20 protein-coding genes, 1 tRNA gene and 1 other RNA gene are annotated in these 21603 nt (G+C 67.6%); 8 read left to right on the top strand and 14 right to left on the bottom strand.

Annotated elements, in window-relative coordinates:
* The 4 genes from CQ047_RS05275 to CQ047_RS05290 all read right to left on the bottom strand — a co-directional run.
* Positions 1–419 (bottom strand): prolipoprotein diacylglyceryl transferase family protein (locus CQ047_RS05275; RefSeq protein WP_146114271.1); only part of this gene is annotated, 419 nt, incomplete at its 3' end.
* Between the two features lie 3 nt (positions 420–422).
* A complete protein-coding gene (locus CQ047_RS05280) occupies positions 423–731 on the bottom strand; it encodes a hypothetical protein (RefSeq protein ID WP_105673246.1) in 309 nt (102 codons plus the stop codon).
* Entirely contained in the window at positions 728–2329 is a 1602-nt protein-coding gene (locus CQ047_RS05285) for a radical SAM protein (RefSeq protein ID WP_258132493.1), read from the bottom strand. The genes CQ047_RS05280 and CQ047_RS05285 overlap by 4 nt, the downstream gene beginning before the upstream one ends.
* 43 nt (positions 2330–2372) lie before the next feature.
* On the bottom strand, positions 2373–3026 hold the full coding sequence (locus CQ047_RS05290; RefSeq protein WP_105673248.1) for an SIMPL domain-containing protein: 654 nt from the start codon (positions 3024–3026) through the stop codon (positions 2373–2375).
* A gap of 131 nt (positions 3027–3157) precedes the next feature.
* Between CQ047_RS05290 and ssrA the strand changes: the two genes are divergently transcribed.
* The 5 genes from ssrA (at position 3158) to CQ047_RS05315 (ending at position 8738) form a co-directional block, all read left to right on the top strand.
* Positions 3158–3527: a transfer-messenger RNA gene (gene ssrA / locus CQ047_RS05295) on the top strand.
* Between the two features lie 298 nt (positions 3528–3825).
* The gene (locus tag CQ047_RS05300) at positions 3826–4578 is read left to right on the top strand and encodes an IclR family transcriptional regulator (protein WP_105673249.1); all 753 of its coding nucleotides are present in this window, start codon (positions 3826–3828) and stop codon (positions 4576–4578) included.
* A gap of 95 nt (positions 4579–4673) precedes the next feature.
* Entirely contained in the window at positions 4674–6161 is a 1488-nt protein-coding gene (locus CQ047_RS05305; protein ID WP_105673250.1) for a cytosine permease, read from the top strand.
* A gap of 1 nt (position 6162) precedes the next feature.
* The gene (locus CQ047_RS05310) at positions 6163–7278 is read left to right on the top strand and encodes a histidinol-phosphate transaminase (protein ID WP_105673251.1); all 1116 of its coding nucleotides are present in this window, start codon (positions 6163–6165) and stop codon (positions 7276–7278) included.
* Between the two features lie 11 nt (positions 7279–7289).
* The gene (locus tag CQ047_RS05315; RefSeq protein ID WP_105673252.1) at positions 7290–8738 is read left to right on the top strand and encodes an FAD-binding oxidoreductase; all 1449 of its coding nucleotides are present in this window, start codon (positions 7290–7292) and stop codon (positions 8736–8738) included.
* Positions 8739–8744: 6 nt separating this feature from the next.
* Here CQ047_RS05315 and CQ047_RS05320 read toward each other — a convergent pair whose 3' ends face one another.
* The gene (locus CQ047_RS05320) at positions 8745–9314 is read right to left on the bottom strand and encodes a hypothetical protein (protein WP_105673253.1); all 570 of its coding nucleotides are present in this window, start codon (positions 9312–9314) and stop codon (positions 8745–8747) included.
* Positions 9315–9333: 19 nt separating this feature from the next.
* Complete coding sequence (locus tag CQ047_RS05325; protein ID WP_105673254.1) at positions 9334–10131, bottom strand: inositol monophosphatase family protein; 798 nt, start codon at positions 10129–10131, stop codon at positions 9334–9336.
* A 148-nt stretch (positions 10132–10279) separates the two neighbouring features.
* On the opposite strand from CQ047_RS05325, the gene CQ047_RS05330 reads away from it, so the two are divergent.
* Positions 10280–10352, top strand: a tRNA-Lys gene (locus CQ047_RS05330).
* 169 nt (positions 10353–10521) lie between these two features.
* Here the strand turns inward: CQ047_RS05330 and CQ047_RS05335 are convergent.
* From CQ047_RS05335 to CQ047_RS05370, 7 genes are all read right to left on the bottom strand, one after another.
* Positions 10522–11397, bottom strand: a complete 876-nt coding sequence (locus tag CQ047_RS05335; RefSeq protein ID WP_258132495.1) for a DUF2510 domain-containing protein — start codon at positions 11395–11397, stop codon at positions 10522–10524.
* 280 nt (positions 11398–11677) lie between these two features.
* Positions 11678–12472, bottom strand: a complete 795-nt coding sequence (locus CQ047_RS05345) for a tyrosine-protein phosphatase (RefSeq protein ID WP_105673255.1) — start codon at positions 12470–12472, stop codon at positions 11678–11680.
* The gene (locus tag CQ047_RS05350; RefSeq protein ID WP_105673256.1) at positions 12469–13869 is read right to left on the bottom strand and encodes a hypothetical protein; all 1401 of its coding nucleotides are present in this window, start codon (positions 13867–13869) and stop codon (positions 12469–12471) included. Before CQ047_RS05350 ends, CQ047_RS05345 begins: the two co-directional genes overlap by 4 nt.
* Positions 13870–13944: 75 nt before the next feature.
* Positions 13945–14946: a DUF1214 domain-containing protein gene (locus tag CQ047_RS05355; protein WP_105673257.1), complete on the bottom strand. Its 1002-nt coding sequence runs from the start codon at positions 14944–14946 to the stop codon at positions 13945–13947.
* Positions 14943–15317, bottom strand: a complete 375-nt coding sequence (locus tag CQ047_RS05360) for a PLDc N-terminal domain-containing protein (protein ID WP_105673258.1) — start codon at positions 15315–15317, stop codon at positions 14943–14945. Before CQ047_RS05360 ends, CQ047_RS05355 begins: the two co-directional genes overlap by 4 nt.
* 61 nt (positions 15318–15378) lie before the next feature.
* Positions 15379–16056 carry a GAP family protein gene (locus tag CQ047_RS05365; protein ID WP_105673259.1) on the bottom strand — a complete coding sequence of 226 codons (678 nt, stop codon included), beginning with the start codon at positions 16054–16056 and terminating at the stop codon, positions 15379–15381.
* A 2-nt stretch (positions 16057–16058) separates the two neighbouring features.
* Positions 16059–17735, bottom strand: coding sequence for a SulP family inorganic anion transporter (locus CQ047_RS05370; protein WP_105673260.1), 1677 nt, complete (start codon positions 17733–17735; stop codon positions 16059–16061).
* A 104-nt stretch (positions 17736–17839) separates the two neighbouring features.
* On the opposite strand from CQ047_RS05370, the gene CQ047_RS05375 reads away from it, so the two are divergent.
* Both CQ047_RS05375 and CQ047_RS05380 read left to right on the top strand, forming a co-directional pair.
* A complete protein-coding gene (locus tag CQ047_RS05375; protein WP_105673261.1) occupies positions 17840–19315 on the top strand; it encodes a LuxR family transcriptional regulator in 1476 nt (491 codons plus the stop codon).
* 201 nt (positions 19316–19516) lie between these two features.
* On the top strand, positions 19517–21013 hold the full coding sequence (locus CQ047_RS05380; RefSeq protein WP_105673262.1) for an Ig-like domain-containing protein: 1497 nt from the start codon (positions 19517–19519) through the stop codon (positions 21011–21013).
* A gap of 106 nt (positions 21014–21119) precedes the next feature.
* Here CQ047_RS05380 and CQ047_RS05385 read toward each other — a convergent pair whose 3' ends face one another.
* Positions 21120–21599: a YbaK/EbsC family protein gene (locus tag CQ047_RS05385; RefSeq protein ID WP_105673263.1), complete on the bottom strand. Its 480-nt coding sequence runs from the start codon at positions 21597–21599 to the stop codon at positions 21120–21122.
* Positions 21600–21603: the final 4 nt, after the last annotated feature.

Raw genomic sequence — 21603 nt, forward strand, 5'->3', positions numbered from 1 at the left:
CCGGGCTTCTCGGTGAACAGGCACCCGAAGCGGCCGATGGCGAGTGCGAGCGCGACGGCGGGGGCGAACAGATCACCGCTGCGTTCGCGGTAGCCGACGATCCGCTTCGTCACGTGCACTCCGGCCCACGCGCCGACCAGCGCTGACAGGATCGAGGCGTTGCCCGACAGGAACTGCTCACCCAGGCTGAGGTTCTTCGACGGGTCCAGATGCTGTGCCCAGGTGCCCAGCCGCGCGAAGATCGCGGCTCCGACCAGCGCGCCGAGCACGAGGTAGGGGATCCGCGGATCCTTCGCGCCCCGCCGGCGCGCTTCGATCCAGAAGACGCCGCCGCCGGCGAGCATCCCGATCCCCTCGAAGAAACCGTGGGTCTCGATGGGCGGGCCGAAGCCGAACAGGTCGTTCAGTGTCGGGAACACGCGCTAGCCCAGCATCCGCATCCACAGGAGCACCCAGAACGGGATGGCCACCGCCGCGAGAACCGCGAGCACGATCAGGTAGGCGAGCACGTTGCGTGTATCGCCGAGCTTGCAGCGCGAGCGCAGGAGGCCTGCACGCCGGGCTTGGGCGTAGGCGACGATGGCCATGCCCGCGAAGCCCAGCAGAGCGATCGGCCCGAGGACGCACGTGATCAGCGCGACCGTGGCGTTGACGCACAGCCGCAGCGGATCACGAGCGTTCGGAGGATCTCCGACGCTCGGGTCGCGCTGGTTCAGAGGCCAGTCGGTCATGACGCCGAGGCAGACGCGATCAGCGGCAGCGAGGTGCGGCCTGTGGCGGTCGAGAGCTTCTGATCGGACAGCGGCTTCCACGCCTGCACGGCGCAGAACGGTGCGCACTGGTGGGCGTCGGTCTCGGAGTTGACCGTCGCCACGTGCACGCAGCACTGCGTCAGACGCTCCTCGATCATGGTGTTGATGTCCATGAACGGCTTGACCGTGATGCGCTTCACCCGCTCGCCGAGGAACTGCCGCAGACGCTTGTGCTGCCCCGGCAGCGCTGCCGTGGCGAGCTTCGTGAGCGTGCCGATCCCGAGATCGCAGCCGGCGCAGATGTCCTTCCACAGCGACCCGATCGACGGATGGGAGAGCGACGACTGCTCGCTGAGGAGGTCGAGAAGCGACTGCTTCACGCTGTCCTTGAGCGCCTGGTTGATGTTGCTGTCGGCGATCCGGTTCGCGATCAGATCGGGGTTCAGATCGAGGAACTGCTTCAGCTGCTCGTGACCGACGAGCGAGGTGAGCGAGCGCCAGGAGTCGGAGTCGTCGCGCAGCAGATAGCCGACAGAGCAGCAGTGCGGGTGACTGCAGGGGAGGGCGGTGAGGTCCTGCCAGGTGACCTCGCCCTCGGTCTGCGGTCCGAGACGGGCGAGCACGCCCGTGTGGGTCAGACGCTCCATCACGTCGATCCCACTCGATCGTCCTGATCCGAAGACGGGCTGGATCGTCACGCCTCCGACGTAGGGAGTGACCATGGCTCGGCGGATGACGGTGCCGATCTCATGGTCGTTCACACCGAGGGCCGCGGTCATGGTCAGGGTCGTGAAGATCCCTGCGCCCGACAGTCGGGCGAGCGCCCGCTCCTTGAAGTGGCGGATGTCGGCGCCTCGGTGGAAACGCGACGTCTCCGGCTCCTCGCCGTCGTACTGCAGGTAGATCTCCACGCGCTCGCGGTGGCGCTTCAGCACGGCGAGGAACTCGTCGTCGTTCGCGATGCGCAACCCGTTCGAGTTGATGAGGATGCGGACGATCGGTCGGGCGATGAGCTGTTCGAGCAGCTGTTCGAGCCACGGGTACAGGGTCGGCTCACCACCGGAGAGCATCAGCACGTCGATGCGGTTGTTCTCCCGCGAGAGCTTCGCGTCGACGGACGCGAGCACCTCGTCGAGCGGAGCGACCGCCGTCGCCGCGGGGCTGGACTCCGCGAAGCAGGTCGGGCAGCGCAGGTTGCAGTGGTCGGTGATGTCGGCGAGCAGGATGCAGGTGTGCTGCGTCTGCATCTCGGGGAGCCCGTAGAGGTAGGCCTCGGGCACAGGGGCGAAGTTGCCGGTGAGGTCGGCCTCGTGCACCTTCGTCGGAGCCGTCCACTGTTCCAGATACCGCAGGATCTCCGCGGACTCGTCGTACAGCGTGCGCTGCAGTCCGTGCGTGCGACAACCGCGTTCCAGCCAGATCGTGCCGTCTCGATCGGCAAGCCAACCCGACAGGCGCTTCACTTCGGAGAGCGGGCGGTCAGGGTCTTCCGCATGGCACTCGGGGCAGAACGCGTTGACGTAGCGGTGGATGCGGTAATCGCGCAGCGGCATCCCGCTCGTAGCCGTCGTTGACATGGTCCGACGCTAGCAGCGCCGCCTTCGGGACGGTGTTGCGATCTCAGCGCGCCACGAAGCGCGCCTCCACCGTGGCCGCCACGACGATCTCTTCTGGCTCGTACTGTGCTGCGCCGCCGCTGTCGGCCGCGGCGGCCTTCATCATCATCGGAGCGGACGACACCGGTTGGCCCGCGGAGATCAGCCCGTTGTCGGCGATCGCGGTCGGGACGACATCGCTCAGCCCGAGTGCGCCCGCATACGCCTGAGCACGCGTGACGGCGACGCCGACCGCGGATGCGGCGACCTCCTGTTCGACGCGAGAGCGCGTGTCAGGCGTGAGGTGCCAGTCGACCCAGCCGACCTCGACACCGTCCCAGGGGGAGATGTCGCTCACCCAGATCGACAGCTCGGATGCCTCGGAGAACGTCGCGGCGAGGTCGACGCTCGCGTAGTAGACCGGCGCGAGACGCTTGCCCTCGTTGTTCCACGGGCGCTCGGCACGCACAGAGAGACGAGTGCTCGACCAATCGACGAGCGTGCCTGCGGCTTTTCGCTCCGCGAGCGTGGCGCGAACCGGGTCGGCGAGACGGGTGAGTCGGTCGACGACCTCCGTCCGCTCCGAACCCTCGGCACGGACGGCGACGTGGATGGTGGCGCGTTCGGGGGCGACACGAGCCTCGTGCTCGCCGCGGACGGTGATCGTGACTTCGCTCATGCGCCGACTCTACGCCAGGGGCCGGAATGGCGGACGAGGCGAAATGGTTGTAGTCTGTGATGCTCGGGTGCTGCGGCTCCCGAACTGAAAAGTCAACAGTGCGACAGCGGCTCCTTCGAAAGAAGGACCACGGGGCTGATCGGTTTCGACAGCGCCTGTGAATCCACGAGAAGCGGGCCGAGGATGCAGAGTTATCTCGTAAACGCTCTCTGCAAAAAAATAGTTGCCGAAACCAAGCGCAACGACTTCGCCCTCGCTGCATAAGCGAGCCCGATAGTCCGTCAGGCCGTATGTGATTCCGATACGGATCCTGGCGTCATCTAGGAATCTTGCTGCGTGACGGCGTCTGGACGTCACGTGGGACTCTTCCCAGGCTGGGCTTGTCGACTTAGGTGTCTGTGACAAAGGTCGGAGCCGAGTAGAACGTCTTCACAGACTGCGCCCGGAGAAGGCGTGGAGACTCAGCGTTGGACGGGGGTTCGATTCCCCCCAGCTCCACCAGGTCGCTGTCGCGAGAAGAAGCCCCCGTGGATCCCCGGATCCGCGGGGGCTTCTGTCGTCTCTGGGCGCTGATCCTGTGCCGACGTCCACGGCCCGGGCGATGGGGTGCGCGAGACGCGGTGCTCGTCGACCTTCGTGTCCGAAGAACGAATCGGCGAGGATTCCGTCACTAATGGGGATATGCGAGATGCAAAGAATGCCTTCCTGGATTATGCCTTCTGAAATGCACTCCGATGAATTCTCACTGAGCGCAAATCCCCTTTTTCTGGGAGCATGACGCCCTTGTAGCATCCGACGTATGTCTCAGGTCGCATTGCCCGCGGGGCCGCCCAGCGGCAGCTTCGATCGCGTCGCGCAGGTGCTTCTGGCCATGTCGCGAATGGACGCTCCGCGCGTCGCCCAGATCAGCGAGCACACCGGTCTGCCGTCGAGCGCGGTCTACCGCTGCATCACGTCTCTTCTCGAGGCCGGCCTCATCGAGGAGGGGCCGTCGCGAGGCAGATACCACGCGGGCATCGTCTCGATCTCTCTTGCTGAGCGCTACCGGCGCAGCGTGCTCAGTGGGGATGCGACGTCGCGCGTCCTGCACACGCTCGCCGGTCGGACGCTGGAGTTCGCGGCACTCCTCGTGCGTCGCGGAGATGACATGGTGTGCGTCGACACGGCGGACGGGTCCAGCGTGCTGCGATGCTCCTTCGTCGTCGGCGAGGTCGTGCCGCTCGTGGCGGGCGCCAGCGCGAAAGCGATCCTCGCGCACACGCCGCGGGGAGAGGTCGACGGCATCCTCGCCCGCAATGGAGTCGCGGGGTCGACCGCGTCCGGCGTCCTGTCGCTGCTGCCCGACGTGCGCGAGCGGGGATTCGCGATGAGCGCAGGCGAAGTCGACGAGGGAGTCTGGGGGGTCGCAGCACCGGTGTTCGCGGATGGGGGCGTGGTCGGCGCCGTGGCGACCATGGTACCGGTGCTGCGGGCGGCCCGCCTCATGCGCACCGCCGTCTCCGCGACCGTCTCGGCTGCCCAGGCTCTGTCGAGGCACCAGCTGAACATCTGACAGAGAGGACCCGCCGTGCGTCGGCGCGCGGATTCGCATCCGGATTCGCGCGAATGACGGACGCCCGTTCTCCCCACACGAAAGGAGTTGACCCGATGACGAGTCAACAGACGACCAACACCGGAACCCTCGCCGTCGAGCGCCGCACCATCGACATGGTGCCGAAGGACGAGAGGCACGGCACTCCGCTGAACCAGTTCACGCTCTGGTTCGGCGGGAACATGCAGATCACGGCGATCGTCACCGGCCTGATCGCCGTCGCGATCTTCCACGCCGAACCGCTCACGGCGATCCTGGCCGTCCTCGTGGGCAATGTCATCGGCGGCGTGACCATGGCACTGCATTCAGGCCAGGGGCCTCGTATGGGGCTGCCGCAGATGATCTCCAGCAGAGCGCAGTTCGGCGTCCTCGGCGCGACGCTCCCGCTCGTCCTCGTGATCTGCATGTACCTCGGTTTCGCCTCGACCGGTGCGGCTCTCTCCGGAAGCGCGATCAATCACCTGCTCGGCATCCCGACCGCCGCAGGATCTGCTCCGATCGTCGGCATCCTGATCTTCGGAGTGCTGACGGTCATCGTCTCGATCTTCGGATATCAGCTGATCCACGTGCTGGGCCGGATCGCCACGGCAGCGGGCATCCTCGGGTTCACGTACCTGTTCATCCAGCTCTTCGCGAACTACGACGTCGGCGCGACGCTCGGCACCGGGGCCACGGATCCTGCCACCTTCATGGTCTGCCTCACGCTCGGGGCGAGCTGGCAGATGACCTATGCGCCGTATGTCGCCGACTACTCCCGATACCTCCCGGCCGACACGTCGGTCGCGACGACGTTCTGGTCGACCTTCCTCGGCAGCGTGACCGGAACGCAGATCTCGATGACTCTGGGCATCCTGATCGGCGCCGTGTCGGGTGGCGCGCTGCTGGAGGGGCCGGTCGGCTTCGTCGGGCACCTCGCAGGGCCGGCGTACGCGGCCTTCGCGATCTACCTGGTCATCATCGTCGGCAAGCTCACCGCGAACACACTCAACGCCTACGGAGGCATCATGAGCACGGTGACGGTGATCACGAGCTTCAATGCCGAGACGAGGATCTCGCGTCGAGCCCGATCGATCTACATCATCGTCTTCGTCGCGTTGACGATGGTGATCGCGATCGCCGCCAGCGCCGACTTCCTCAACAACTTCAAGAACTTCGTGCTGCTGCTCCTCGCGGTCTTCATCCCGTGGAGCATCATCAACCTCGTCGACTACTACCTGATCTCGAAGGAGCGCATCGACATCCCCGCCCTCTACGATCGTCGCGGCCGCTACGGCGCCGTGAACCTCACGGCGATCGTCTCCTACGGCATCGGCATCCTCGTGCAGATCCCCTTCCTCACGAGCGACACGTACAGCATGCTCGGCGACTTCCACGGACCGCTCGCGGGAGTCCTCGGCGGAATCGACATCTCCTGGGCGGTCTCGATGGTCGTCACGTTCGCCGTCTACTATCCCTGGGCGAAGAAGACGATGAAACCTCCGGCAGACATGATCTATCCACCGGAGTACACGGCGGCGCAGACCGGCCAGATCGCGGTGAGCTGACGTGTCCGTCTCAGCCGCGAAGGGAGCGGTGCAGCCGCGTCCCGAGATCGAGGAGCTGCCCCGCTATCGCCCGGGAGTGCCGGCGCAGCAGAGAGCAGGGCTCACCGGATTCAAGCTCTCGTCCAATGAGAACCCGTTCGAGCCGCTGCCCGCGGTCGTCGACGCGATTCGTCGCGCCGACCGGCACAACGTCTATCCGGATCCCACGGCGCTTCCGCTCCGCGAGAAGCTCTCCGAGGTCCTCCAGGTGCCGGCGACCTGCATCGTCGCGGGGGCGGGAAGCCTCGCGGTCCTGAACGACATCCTGCGCGTGTTCGCCGGACGGCGACCGGACGGCAGCAGGGATGAGATCGTCTACGCCTGGCGGTCCTTCGAGTCGTACCCGATCTCGATCGGAGAGACGGGAGCGCGGGCCGTGCCCGTGCCGCTGAGGCCGGATCTGACGCACGACCTGGAAGGGATGCTCGCCGCGATCACGGAGCGGACGAAGATCGTGATCCTCTGCACGCCCAACAATCCGACGGGACCGGCGTTGGGCCACGCCGAGGTGCGCGAGTTCCTGTCTCGGGTGCCCGCGCACGTGCTCGTGGTGATCGATGAGGCCTATATCGAGTACGTTCGGACCGCGGACCGGCTCGATTCTCTCGCGCTGCAGCGGGAGTTCCCGAATGCGCTCATCCTGCGCACCTTCTCTAAGGCGCATGGACTCGCCGCGCTGAGGGTGGGGTACTGCGTGGCCCGGGAGGAGATCACCCGCCACCTCACGACGGTCGCCGTCCCCTTTGCCGTGTCTCAGGCAGGACAGATGGCGGCGATCGCCTCACTCGACGAACTGCCGGCGGTGCGGGATCGCGTCGAGTGGACGGTACGGGAGAGAACGCGAGTCAGGGACGAGCTTCTGACTCTCGGCCTGAGTGTCCCCGATGCGCAGGGGAACTTCGTCTGGTTGCCCCTGGGGGCAGGGTCAGAGCAGTTCACGGCTCTGTGCAGCGCTCAGGCGCTCGCCGTCCGGCCTTTTGCCGGAGAGGGGGTCCGCGTGTCCATCGGGCTTCCCGAGGCGCACGACCGCCTGCTCGCGCTCACACGCACGTACCTGCGTTCCCGGGGTGCGCGGTGACGGGGGCGGCGATGGACGCGCACGAACTCCGTGGCGGCGTGCTCGCTGACAAGGATCCCGATACGACGATCAGGGACCTGGAGCTCGCGCTGCCAGGACGCGTGCTGCGGGATCTCTCCGACGTTCGCCCCTACTCGCATGACCGGTCCCGTCACCGTTGGGCGCCCGCGCTGGCCGTCGTCCTGGCGGAGTCGACGGATGACGTCGCCACCGCCGTGCGGATCTGCGGAACGGCGGGCGTAGCGGTGATCGCCAGGGGAGCGGGCACCGGTCTGGAGGGCGGAGCGAACGCCCTCTCCGTGCGCGAGGATATGGGCGATCGCGACGACACGACGAGATCCGCGAGCGTCGTCGTCGACCTGATGCGGATGAATCGGGTCCTGCATGTCGATCCGGATTCGGCCGACGCGACCGTGGAGGCGGGGGTGAGGCGGAGCGAACTCAATCCGGCGCTCGCCGTCCACGGTCTGCAGTTCGTGGCGGGACCGGGGGTCGACGCATCCATCGGCGGCATGGCGGCGACGCGTGCGAGCGGGACGAATGCGGTGAAGCACGGCACGATGGCCGACAACGTGCGCGGTCTCACCGTCGTCATGTCGGACGGCTCGGTCGTCCGTACCGGCAGCCGGGCGCGGAAGTCCGCTGCCGGCTACGATCTGACCCATCTCTTCGTCGGATCGGAGGGGACGCTCGGCATCATCACCGAGCTGACTCTGCGCCTCACGCCCGTGCCGGCGGCGCATGAGCTCGCCGTGTACTCCTTCCCGTCGGTGAGAGCCGCCGCCCTCGTCGTGCAGCGGGCGCTGCATGCGGGGATCGACCTCGGACGCGCTGAACTGCTCGACACGGTGCAGATCGAGGCGCTGAACTCGTACTCGCACACGGACTTCCGGGCCGCGCCGACGCTCTTCGTCGAGCTGAGCGGCGATCCGCACATCATCGCGCATCACGCGGAGCGGCTCGAGGTCATCATGGCCGCGCAGGGCATGCTCGAGCGTCGACGGATCGAGGGCGACGATCCCGAGCGGTTCTGGAAGGTCCGGCATGATGCTCTTCCGGCCGCGCAGGCGCTGAGACCGGATTCATACACCTGGTCGACCGATGTCTGCGTGCCGATCTCTCACCTGGCCGACTGCATCACGGAGACGCAGGCGGACATCGATGCGAGCGGTCTCGTGGCGCCGATCGCTGGTCACGTGGGAGATGGGAACTTCCATCTCGCGTTCGTGCTCAGGAACGGCGATGACGACGAGAGGGAGCGCGCTGCGGCGCTCACCTCGAGGATGATCCGCAGAGCGCTTGCGGTCGGCGGCACCTGCACGGGCGAGCACGGAATCGGCGTGGGCAAGATGCAGGACCTGATCGAGGAGCATCCTTCGGGTATCGGCGTGATGAGGGCCATCAAGGATGCTCTGGATCCGAGGAGGATCCTCAATCCGGGCAAGATGCTGGATGGCTGAAAGCCGTCAGCCCGCCCAGTCGATGAGGATCAGACTCTGCTTCGTGTCGGCGAGCTTCACCCAGCCATCGCCGAAGAGATAGGTCATGCCGTATCCCTCTTCGTCGGTGCCCAGGGAGAACTCGGGGTCTTCCGTGAAGTAGCGGCCCTCGGGTCCGTCTTCGCGCGTCCACCCCTGCGCGAGCAGGGAGGACTGCGCCGTGTTGGCATCGTCGGAGGAGATCGGCGACCATCCGTACAGCTGGCCGTGATCGGTGCCGGTCGAGAAGTCGGCCCAGAAGCAGAGGATGCCGTCGGGGAGCGCCACGTCGCCGATGATGAAGTCCTTGCGCTCGGACGTCCATCCCGCGTCCGTGAGGCCTGCGACCGTTCCCTCTGTCACGATCGTCTCGCACGTGGGATCGGCAACGGGCGTCTCCGGAGCATGGGTCGCCGCGGGCTCGGCCGTCGACTCCGCAGCAGGCTTCGTGCCCTTCGGGGTGGGGGTGGCGTCCGAATCCGGGCCGCCGGAGCACGCGGTCAGCGTCGCCGCGAGAAGGAGCGCTACGGCGGCGGCGATGGGGATGCGTGGGGTCATCTCGTGGCCTCGTCGAGTGTCAGTCGTGCAGGAGTTCCAGGAAGGCGTCGTGAAGGATGCCGTTGGTTGCCAGTGTCGAGCGAGCCGAGATCGTCTCGGCTCCGTCGAAGGCCGTCATGCGTCCACCGGCTTCGCGCACGATCGGCACGGCGGCGGCGATGTCGTACTCCTTGACGTCGAACTCCGCGACCATGTCCAGGCGCCCCTCCGCGAGCAGCATGTACGCGAAGACGTCGCCGTAGGCGCGGTCGCGCCACACGCGATCGGCCAGGGTCAGCAGCGTGTCGAGGTGGCCCGCTTGTGACCACTGCGCGATGCTCTGGAAGCTGACGCTCGCATCGTCGAGGGAGGCCACGGCGGACGTGCGGAGGCGGCGCGGGCCGGCATCCGTCGCCGTCCAGGCTCCGGCTCCCGTCGAGGCCCACCAGCGACGCCCGAGCGCCGGCATGCTGACCACGCCGACCTGCGGCACGCCGTCGACGGCCAGCGCGATCATGGTGCCCCAGAGGGGCACTCCGCGGAGGAAGTTCGCGGTGCCGTCGATCGGGTCGACGATCCACTGGCGGTGCGTGTCGCCCTGGGCGCCGAACTCCTCGCCGAAGATGCCGTCCTCCGGGCGCTCGGTCTCGAGGATCGCGCGGATCGCGCGCTCCGTCGCGAGGTCGGCGTCGGTGACGTGCGAGTTGTCCGCCTTGGTGGAGATCTCGAGGTCGGCGCTGTCGAAGCGTGGCAGCGCCTGCGCATCGGCGGCGTCGGCGAGCCGGAGGGCGAGTTCGAGGTCGGCGGAGAGGCTGTCGGCGCTGGGGGAGGCGGTCACCAGTCCAGGATAGTCGGCGGAGCGAGCGGCCTCCGGCGCGCTGGACGCAGTGCGACACGCGCGGCGGGAGTGAAGGGACGCGCTCGATTTCACATGGAGCTCATCCGCTGGTAATGTAATTCCTCGGCCGGGGGATTCACCGGGCCACGCACCTCTAGCTCAATCGGCAGAGCAACTGACTCTTAATCAGTGGGTTCAGGGTTCAAGTCCCTGGGGGTGCACGGATAAGCCTCGGAGACTCTCGCCAGTCTCCGAGGCTTTTCTGCATTGCGCGACGATCATCGTGCCCTCCACGGAAGATCTGACGCTACGCCGAAGCGCAGGCATAGACGTCCCCGCCGACGGATGGACTGGAGCATCGGTCGGCGGGGTTGGTTAGGCGTCGTGTGGCTAGGGCTGTACGAAGACCTCATCAGCAATGATGCCGGGTCGGACGCGCAGCGTGTACGTCTCACCGTCCGGGATAGCGAACGCGGCCGAGCCTGTGAGGGTGCCTCCGGCGTAGAGCTCATCCAGCCCCATGTCATCGGTGAGAGAGACGAGGGAGTCGTATGAGTTGACTACATTCCCGGAGGAGGTCACTGCGGCGAGTGCGACTTCGGCGGAGTAGCCAGACTCGGCGCCCTTGTACGTGACCGTGTAGTTGATGATCTCGTAGTGAGTGCCGGCGGCAGCGGGTGAGTTGAACTGGTTGGCTTCTGAAACCACCGCGTTGCCGTCGCGATTCACGGAGTTGATGACGACGGTCCAGTCGTTCGTGCTGATCTCGGATCCGACGGGATAGGGGCTTTCTCGGGTGCCCTGTTCGGCGGTTGGAGGAACGCTGGACTGCTCGCCTTCATCGCCGGAAGGCTGATCAGAGGGCGCAGTGACCGTGGTATCGCTGCCACCGAATGCCTCATCGGCAGCGGTCGCGATGACTCCGATGAAGACCATGACGCCGACGATCGTTCCCACGATGGAGAGGATCAGGCCGACGATGCCGAACCACTTCTTGTCGCCCTTAAGGAAGAGGGAGACGATGCTGAGGACGAACGCGATCGGAAGCAGAATCCACCCGACGATCAATGCTCCTGGGATGCACGCGAAGATGAACCCGACCACGGCCACGATCATGCTCACGAGAGCCAAGATGTTGAGCTTCTTCTCGCCCAGCGCCGTGACCTGAGGGGCAGATTCGAGCCATTGCGCGCCGTCCCAATAGCGCTGCTCGTTGTTCGCGTGCGGCGCTGGGTACCATCCGGGGGCAGGGGTCGGATTGGTCATGGGCGTTCCTCTCGGTGCTGTGTCCGGTCGCCTCAGACCGGTGACCGAATGCTATCGGCATATCGGACATTCGATGGAGGAAAGAGCTTCCCGGCGCTCCGCAGGGGCTGCAGATGGGCCCAGCACGTCACGTGCTGGGTGAGATCTTCCTACGTCCAAGTGCCGCGCAGAGCCGAAGAAGTCCGAACATCGGTGCCCCGGGGGAAAGACATGGTCAGCTACATTCTCTGCACCCGCAGCCGCGCACTCTACGGCTTGGATTCGCGCGGGAGCGCGCGGCTCAGGTGAGCAGCACCGAGAGCGCGTGAATCTCCTCGTCGGTCAGCCCCAACCCCTCCGCCGCATAGGTGCGCATGCCGCCGAAGCGCTCATCGACCTCCGCGAAGGCCGCCGCGAGGTAGCTCTCGCGCACACCGAGCACGGGAAGGAGCACCTCGCGCTCCACACCGTGTGCCTCCGCCTGCTGCAGCAGCGGTTCCAGGGCGGGCAGGAGGTCGGTGTTGGTCTGGAGGTAGTCGTCGTACACGTCGTCGATGTCGGCGCCGAGAAGCGAGAGCACTGACGCCGCCGCCCACCCGGTACGGTCCTTGCCGGTGGTGCAGTGGAACAGGGCAGCACCCTGACGGTCGCCGTCGATCAGGCTCAGGAAGAACGAGCGGTAGGCGCTCAGGGCCGACGGCATCCGGACCAGGTCGCGATAGGTCTCCTCGAACAGCTCCTCACCGCGGCCGTTCGCGAGAGTCGACGCGAAGGCTCCCGGATCGGCGGCGAGCTCTGCGAGGCCCGCGGCCACGCTGGTCGGGCTGTCGGCGAGCACGTCCAGGTTGCGGCCCATCGTGCCGGCCGGGAGGTTATCCGGTGATGCGGCGGCCTCGTCCGCTGTGCGCAGGTCGTACACCGTGCGCACGTCGGCCGTGGCGAACCAGTGCTGGTCGATATCGGTCAGCGAGGAGAGCGTCGCCGACCGATACAGGAGACCGCGCTTCACGATCCCGTTCTCGGTGGGGATCCCACCGAGATCGCGCAGGTTCGGCGCGCTGGCGAGGGGGATCGTGCGGTCGTGGGTGTCATTCATGCTCTTATCTCCTTCGAGAGGTCTTCGCTGGTGGACGGTGCTGATCGCGTCGGGACGGGTGCCGGACGCGAGAGGAGCTCGAGGACCGCGAGTGCGCCGACGCCGATGATCGCGGTGCCCACGATCATCCCAGGCGTGAGCGGTCGCATGAGCAGGATGAACGCGGCGCAGGCGGCGCCGATGAGTATCCGAAGCGGCCTCTTGCCGCGCTCCACGCGCTCTCCGACGACTCCTGTGGTGTAGCCGTGCGCTTCCGCGCTGCTCCTGATCGCGGAGATCGCGCGGCGCGCGTGCTGTCGGAGACCGAGAGCCCAGCGCGACGGACCGGCGAGGAGCGCGATCACCAGCACGGCGGCGGAGAGGGTGCCCAGCGCGAGAGTCATGCTCGCGACGAACCCGAGGACCTCGCTGTAGACGGCCAGCGCCGCGTCGTGCGGGACGGCGGAGGCGACGGCCAGCGCGAACACGTTCCGCCCGGCGTCGACGCCGACCCCCAACAGCAGCATCATCACCAGGACGGCTCCGGAGGCCCAGGCCGCCGCGCGCGCCCGGCTGCGAGCCGATAGCACGCCAGCGACGAGGGTGATCAGCATGAGCCAGGGCACCCAGACGCCGATCGCGACGACGAGGTGGTACACGGCGAGGTAGAGGCCTACGGAATCGCCCTCGGCGATCACGATCGACCGGGAGATCGTCGGAATACGGTCGGCGAGCGGGAAGCCATCGGCGATGAGTTCGTCCTTCACCGCCCGGATGATCGGCTCGAGCTGCAGTTCGACCTGACCGGCGCCGATCGTGATCGCCGCGTCCTCCCTGCCCGTGGCCGTGTTCACCAGCTGGCGATGGGTGAACTCGAGCGCGTCGGCCCAGATCGCCGCGAAGGCATCCGACGTGATGAAGCCCGTCACCGTCGTCTCCATCAGGGATCGGATGCCGGACACGGCAGGAGCCTGCAGAAGCGCCAGCGCTTCCTGGGCCCTCGGCCCGACGTCGAGATCCTGGAGACCGGCGAAGAGGTCGTCCGCGATGCGATCGATGTCGATCTGGGATTCGATCGCAGCGATGACCTGGTCGGCGACGAAGCCCTGCACTGCCGGATCCTTCGCCAGCGGTGCGAACGTGTCGACGAAGTAGGCGGTGTCGGTGAGCTGTCTGTGCGCCCAGGTCGAGACCACGGCGACGGGGGACAACAGCACGCCGACTGCGATCAGCGTGGCCGCCAGGAGCGTCCGGCCCCAGCGACGCGGTGGTCTGGTGTGCGGAACAGCCTCGGCAGTCTTCTCCGAATCGGTGGTGCTCCGCTCGCGCTCCTGATCGAGCGCGCGGGTGAGTTCGGCGTTGGCCGCGGTGAGTCGCGCGAGCTCCTCTGCGAGCTCTTCGGCTGTCTTCTGGACCATTCTTCGAGTCCTTACGGGGGATGGGGGAGAAGAGGAGGGAAGACGGGTGGGGGCGCGACCGCCCCCACCCGTCTTCTAGAGAACCTCCGGACGGGGCGCGACCCAGGAGCCGTCGAGGACGGACGGTCGCGGACGATACAGGCGCAGCACGTAGTTCCAGCCGGGCATGATCGGCAGGGCGTTCGCGACGCCGTCCAGTCGCACGCCGAAGCGCACGGTCACGCCGCCGTCGGCATCCGGAATCGCCGTGAGGCTGTTGATGCTGTTGACTCCGAGGGCGTTCTCCTCGAAGAAGCCCGCCGCGTTGTAGAGGGACACCGACCAGAACGCGTCGACGGGGACATCGGCGAGGCGGAGCCGGTACTCGTCGACGGGGAGGTTCTCGTCGACGCTGATGTAGGTGGCCTCGTACTCGGGGAGCCCGCCCCAGCCGGATGCCGTGCCGAGCAGGTGCATGATCGGATCCACCTCTTCCACCGTGCCGAAGGAGTGGTCGTACTTGCTGACGCCGCGCGCGAGGTCGAGGATCGCGGCGCGCGTCGCGGTGTGCGATTCCTGATCGTAGACCGGCATCGGGAACGGTCCGGTGCCGCCTCCGACGATGCGGAGGGCGTCCTGCAGACGGTTCACCGTGGCGAGATCCTCGTCGTCCGCAGGGTCCACGAGGATGCGCACGATGATGCCCGCGTAGTCCGTGCCGACGAGTTCGCGGGTCAGCACGTGCTCACCGGGGTCGCGGAGGATGGCCTGGCCGTAGTGGTCCTGATTGATCACGAACACGGAGATGTACCGACCACGGGTGTTCGGGATCGTGATCGTCACGCCATCGCGGACGTCTACGATCGAACTGCTGTACAGGGTGTCGCGATTCTGGCGGATGATCGGCTGATCGTCGAGCGGCTTCAGCTGGTAGGTGTGGTTCCACACGCCGAGGCCCGAGCCTGCATCCAGCCGCGAGAACATGAGATCGGTCTCCGCCCTGGCGAAGTTCAGGACGTTGACCTCGATGGGGGACGTCTTGCCCGCGGCGGCCGAGGGGCCCGCCGTGCCGGGGCCGACACCGGAGGCCGCGCTCATGCCAGCGCCTTCGACTTCAGCAGAGCGAACTCGTCCTGGGTGATCGTGCCGGCCTGCAGGAGCGCTGAGGCGGCGGCGATCTCGTCGCTGGGGCTCTTTCCGGCGAGCTCTCGGAGTGAGGCCGGTGCCGAGTCCTCGGCGTCCGCTGCCGCCCGCTGTCCGCGCTCGGCCATGCCCCCTCCCCGGGCGATGAGGTAGACCAGGGCGGTGAGGAAGGGCAGGAAGATCAGGAAGACGATCCACACCGCCTTCCACCAGCCGTTGAGCGCGCGGTCCCGGAACAGGTCGGTGATGATCGCGAACAGGGCGAACAGGTAGCTGATGAAGACGACGGCCCAGAGCATCCAGCTGAGGATTTCCCAGAAGTACATGTGTGATTCCCTTTTTCGTTGAGGAGCGGGCGCGCAGGTCGCGGCCCGACGGATGGATGAGTCAGAGCGAGCCGAGGCCCTTGCCGATCATGAGCACGCCGATGACGACGAGCAGAACGGTCGTGATCACCGCGTTCTCCCGCGCGAGCCACTCGCGGAGCGCCTCCATGGGCGCGCGGAGGCGCTCCGCGGCCAGGAGGTAGGCGACGACCGGGATGAGCACCGTGGAGACCGCGCAGAGCACGAATACCGCGGTCGCGATCGCGGCGGATGCCGAGGAGAGGCCGGCGCCGCCGATGAGCATTCCCGCGCTGGCGGCGATCAGCAGGTTCTTCGGACGGGGGATCGAGAGCAGCAGGCCGAGCCCCAGGGCGCGCGCGAAGGTGAAGGAATCGATCGCCGACATCCACGTCGGCAGCGCGGGCTCTGCGCCGGGCTCCGGCCGCCTGCGCCACTGCACGACGGCGAGGAGGAGCAGGAGCGCCGCGAGCACGAACTGGATGATCGCCCGTATCGGGTCCGGTCCATCGGAACCGGTCTTCGGGGGCAGCGCGCCCGCCACCAGCACGAAGACGGTCACGGGCACCACGATGCCGATGCCCCACCCCAGGAGGAAGCCGATCCCCGCGCGTCGAGCATTCGGCGAGAGCAGCATGAGGATGACGGCGACGATCGTGAGCGGACTGATGGCGATGGCGAGAGTGAGGGGCAGTATCTCCCCGATGACGGTGGCGAGCATGGTCAGGACCTTTCCGTGGTGGTGGGGCCATGGTCGACGCCGGTCAGCGCGCTCACCGCCGCACGGTTCGTCGAGTAGACGGGGTCGTCGTCGCCGATGATCCCGAAGCGGCTGAGGCGAGGACGTGCGCCGACGCGGGTGCGACTGAACGCGAGAACGATCTCCCTGTCCCGCAACCACGTGCGGAGCCCGTCGAAGGCGTGCGCCGCCGTCACGTCGACATCGGTGATGCCCTCCATGTCCACGACGAGGCTGTGCACCTGCTCGGAGCCCGCGGCCTCGACGGCTCTCTCGACCGCCTGTGCGAAGACCGTGCCGTTGGCGAAGAACAGGGGAGCGGACATCCGCACGACGATCACCCCGTCTGCGGTGAGAACACCGGTCGGCGCCTCGTCGAGCAGGGACGCACCGGGGTCGTCGTTCTCGGCGAGCACATCGATCGCGGGGTTCGCGGCGCGACGGACGAGGTTCACCAGGGCCAGCACGAAGGCGACCACGATCCCGGCGATGGCACCCACCAGCACGGTGACCAGGAGGCACACGGCCGCGATCCAGAACTCGAAGCGCGACAGACGCCAGAGCCCGCGGAACTCCGAGACGCCGAGCAGCGGGACCACGGCGACGCCGACGATCGCCCCGATCGCGGGCGAGGGGATCTCCGCGAGCAGAGCCGTGCCGAAGAGGAGCAGGAGGACGGTGCCGGCGGCCAGGACGAGAGAGGGGAGCTGGGTCCGCGATCCGGCCTGATCCATCGCCGCCGTCCGGCTCGTGGATGCGCCGACGGAGAAGGAGCCGCTCGCGCCCGCGGCGATGTTCGCCACCCCGAACGCCAGGAGGTCGCGGTTCGGTCGTGTCGGATAGCGGTGCTGCTCCCCGTAGGAGCGGGAGACGAGCAGCCCCTCCGTCGTCGCCACGGCCGTGAGGGCGAGGGCCGAAGGAACGAGAGCGATCCACTGATGCCAGTCGAGCACCGGCCAGGTGATCACCGGCGGCCCTGAGGGCACGGCGCCGAGGACCGCGACACCCGCATCACCGGCGTGCGTGAGAGCGACGACCGCCGTCGCGACCACGAGCACGACCAGCGCCCAGGGGACGATAGGGAGGGTCTTTCGCCCCAGGAGGAGCACGACGACAGCGGTTGCCGAGATCAGGATCGACCAGACGTTCGCGCCGAGGAGACCGGTGACGAGTGCCACGCACTTCTCCGAGAACTCGGCGCCGGAGTCGATGTGGATGCCGAGCATCTTCGCGACCTGGGAGACGAGCACGTCGAGGGCGAGGCCCGCGATGAATCCGACGAGGATGGGCGTGGAGAGGAAGTTCGCGAGAAAGCCCAGCTTGAACGCGGACATCGCGAGGAAGAGCACACCGCAGATGATCGCCTGCGCGAGCGCCATCGTCGCATAGCCCTGTGACCCGGCCGCCGCGAGTCCGCCGATGGAGGATGCGACCAGCGCCGCCGCCGAGGCATCGGGCGAGGCCACGAGCTGACGCGACGAGGTGACGATCGCCCACACGATCGTCGGAAGCACGAGCGCGTACAGGCCAGCGACCGGGGGCAGACCGGCGATCTGCGCGTAGCCGATGTTGATCGGGATGGAGATCGCGATCAGGGTGACTCCGGCGAGCAGCTCTCGGCCGAGGTTCCGGCGACTCAGGCCGGGGAGCAGACGGTTCATCGCTGCCAGCCTGGCGTGCGGATGGCGGCTGCGGCCGGCGTCTCATCCTCAGCGGATGAGACGCCGGCCCGCTCCGATATTCCGGACGCCGCTATCGTGGATGCATGATCGAGGCGATTCGCGAGGAACTGGCGCTCGCGGACCCCGAGGCTGCCCGGAGCATCCTGCGCAAGAACTGGCTGCGGTTGATCATCGAGTCCCACGCCGCAGAGCTCGAGCAGCTCTGCGTGGATCACCAGGACCCGCACGACCCGCACATCCTCCTCATCAGAGCCTGCTGCCGCGACCTCGCCGGCGACTCGTACGGGGCGGAGTACCTGCGCGGTCAGGGCCTGCGCGTCGCTCAGGACGACTTCGTCGCGTGCTTCACCGACCTCCTGCTCGCTCCGGACGCCTCAGCCAAGGCCGCCGTCGCCGATCGCGCCCACGTCGCGCTCGCCGAATGCGGTGCGGACGACGACTATCCGTCGGCGCTGTTCCTGCTCGGGTGGACCGAGGTCAGGCTCCGCAGGGATTTCGCCAGGGCCATCGCGCTCCTGCGCTCCGCCGCCGACGAGGCTCGTCTGCGGAACCGGCCGGAGACCCATCGGCTCGCCCAGTCCAACCTGGCGTTCGCACTGACTCAGGCCGGGCTGTTCTCGGATGCCGAGAGGGTGCTCGATGCGCTCCCGCCGTCGGAGCACCCGTCTGACTGGGATCGCTTCGAAGGGGGTCTCCCCGAAACGAATCGCGGATGCATCGCCTACTGGCGGGGCGACTTCGAACGGGCGATCGCGCTCTTCGAGTCGGTCATCGTCGAGGAGAGCCCCGGCAACAACTTCGAGGCGCTGGCGCGCCTGTACTACGTGATGAGCCTCGTGGCGACGAAGCGCGAGGACCGCTACCACACGGCGACGGGCCTTCTCAGGGGGATCAGCAAGGCCGACAAGCACGGCATCCCCTGGGACACCCTCCGTCGCGTGGTCTCGGCCTGGCTCGCGCACGCAGAGGGGCAGGACGAACGCGCCCGCGCTCTCTCGGCGCCCGTGCTCACGCGGACCGGCGCCGCCGTCGCCCACGCTCTTCTCGCCGAGTTGTATCGGGTGATGGGTGAGCCGGTGATGTCGAGCCAGGCCTTCCGGCTCGCCGCTGCCGCGGGGATGCCCCGGTACGCGAGGGTGAGCACGCTGGTGACCTCCGCCGCACTGCACTCCGTCGCCGGTCGCGGCTCCCATGCCCACGAGCAGCTCGAGAGAGCACTGGAGACCGCCGCGTCCGAGAACGTCTTCGCGCCGTTCCTCGCGGACGACCCGGTGATCGCCGACCTTCTCAGCGCCCATGCCCATTGGGGATCGAGCGAGCAGTCTTTCCTGCTCGCCGTGTTCGAGAGGCGTGGAGCGCACGCGGCAGCGCTCGCCGGGATCCTCACGGACCGCGAGCGGGAGGTGCTGGCGTTCCTGCGCACCACGATGACCGCCGAGGAGATCGCCGCGCGCCTCGGAGTCGCCTACCCCACGGTGAAGTCCCACATCCGCGCGATCTACCGGAAGTTCGGGGTCTCCACGCGACGCGCTGCGGTGCTCGTCTCCGAAGGGCGCTAGCCGCGGTCCGTCCAGGACCCTCCGCGGCGGTTTCAGCGCGCGTCCGTGAAGGGCCGTCCGGCGGGCTTCACCGGCAGAAATGCCTGATCTGCACCAGATGCTGGTATTCCGCGTAACGGATCGCGCCTTCTGCGGTCTACTTACATATGGGGACCTTCGCGTGGGGACGCGAGGGAGCAACGGTGACTGGAGGACAACACCATGCTCAGCAACAGAAAGCGCTTCGGCGTGCGCGCCGCGATCGGCGCTCTCATCGCTCTCGGGGCGACGATCGGGCTCGGAATCGCGCCCGCGTCTGCCGCGGAGTACGACTATCCGGGGGCGATCGACCCTGGGTCGATCACGGTGACCACGGTCGACGGCACCGGCGGGGTCAACGTCGGCGAGCAGATCAGGATCGACGCGGCCTGGTCGGTGCCCGACGGCGCCGCCGCAGGACAGACGTTCGGGTTCACGCTTCCGGAGGAGTTCGCCGGCTTCAACGGCACGTTCTCCATTCCGTCGAAGGATGATCCGAGTCAGACCGTCGCGAACTGCACCGTGTCATCCGACGCGGCGCCCGTCGTGACCTGCACGCTGACCGACTACGTCACCGGGCGCACCGGCATCGAGGGAACGCTCTGGTTCGTCGCGAAGACCGACAAGGCCACGACCGACACCACGGTCGACTTCGTGGTCGACGGCAAGATCACACCCGTCGACATTCCCGGAGGCGGCATCATCCCGGGCAAGCCGCTGCCGGGGACTCCGGCGAAGTGGTCGTCGCTGACCGATGACGGGAAGATCGCGTGGGTGGTCGCGATTCCCGGTTCCGCCTTCGCTGACGCCGGCAAGATCACCGTCGACGACGAGCTCACCCCGGCGGGTGCTGGTACCGCGGAGCACCACAACGTCGACGGCGTGCTCACGGTGTGGGGCACGGACGAGACGAACACCAAGCCCTTCACGGTGCCGGGATGGACGGGGGAGTGGAACGCCACGGGTACGGCGTTCCATCTCGAGATCCCGGGTCCCATCGATGCGACCAAGTACTACATGGTCAAGTACACGACGGAGCCGACCAACCCGGTGGAGGGCGCGACCTACGCGAACACCGCCACGGTCAACGGCATCACCGTGCACGACAACCAGGTGTGGACGACCGCGGGTGGCGGCGCCGGAACGGGCAAGGAGACCGGCGCCTTCACGCTCGTCAAGGCAGTGGCCGGAGACGGCGCCGGAAAGGTGCCCGCAGATGCGGCGTACACGGTGACGTACTCGTACGGCGACCCCGTCGTGACGAAGACGATCACGCTCGTTCCGGGCACCCCGGTGCAGAGCATCGCGCTTCCCCTCGGTACGGTCGTGACGCTCGAGGAGGCGGCTCCTCCTGTCGTGGACGGTGTCGTGTGGAACACGCCCGTGTTCGGCGGCACCGGAGTGCGCGTACTCGACGGTGGGAAGGCGCAGCTCACCATCGGGGAGGGCGCTGTGGCGTCGATCACCCTGACCAACACGGCGACCGCAACGCCGCCGGTGACTCCGCCCACCCCGGCGACGCCGGAGAAGCCCACGCCGCCGAAGGAGCTGCCGCTGACCGGCTCGCTCGCATCGACGGGTTCGGACGTGCCGACTCCGCTTCTCCTGGCAGGCGCTGCGGCCCTGCTGCTCGGTCTTGCGATGACGACGGGTGCGACTCTGCGCCGTCGACGTCGTTGAGGTGCGCGGCCCGTTCCCCATCGCCGAGATCGAGCGGGGAACGGGCCGTCGTGCACCTCGTCACGGGATGCCGGTGGCGGTGGTTCCGACCGCAGCGCCGTTCCGCTCAGACGACGGAGATCACCTTTCCACCGGTGAGAGCCTTCAGCGTGTCGAAGGTGAGGGGCATCACAGTGTGCGGGTGGCCGGCGGCCGCCCAGATCTCGCCGTGATCCTCCAGGTCGGCGTCGATGTAAGTGCGCAGGGGCGCGGGATGTCCGACAGGAGCGACGCCGCCGATGGCCTGCCCGGTGGACTCCCGGACGACAGAGGCGGGAGCCATCACGACCTCCTGCGCTCCGACGTGCCGAGCGAGGGTTGTCGGGTCGACGCGATGACCACCGCTCGTCATGACGAGGATCGGCGCACCGTCGGCGAGGAGCACGAGGCTGTTCGCGATCGCGGCGACGTCGCATCCGATCGCCGCCGCGGCTTCTGCGGCCGTGCGAGCGGAGTCGGGGAGTACACGGATGACGGTGTCGACACCGGCATCCTCGAGGTGACGGAGCACGAGCCTGCTGCGTTCAGGGAGGTCGAGGGCGGTCATCGCC

Source organism: Microbacterium sp. MYb72, from assembly GCF_002979415.1.
Taxonomy (GTDB): Bacteria; Actinomycetota; Actinomycetes; order Actinomycetales; family Microbacteriaceae; genus Microbacterium; species Microbacterium natoriense.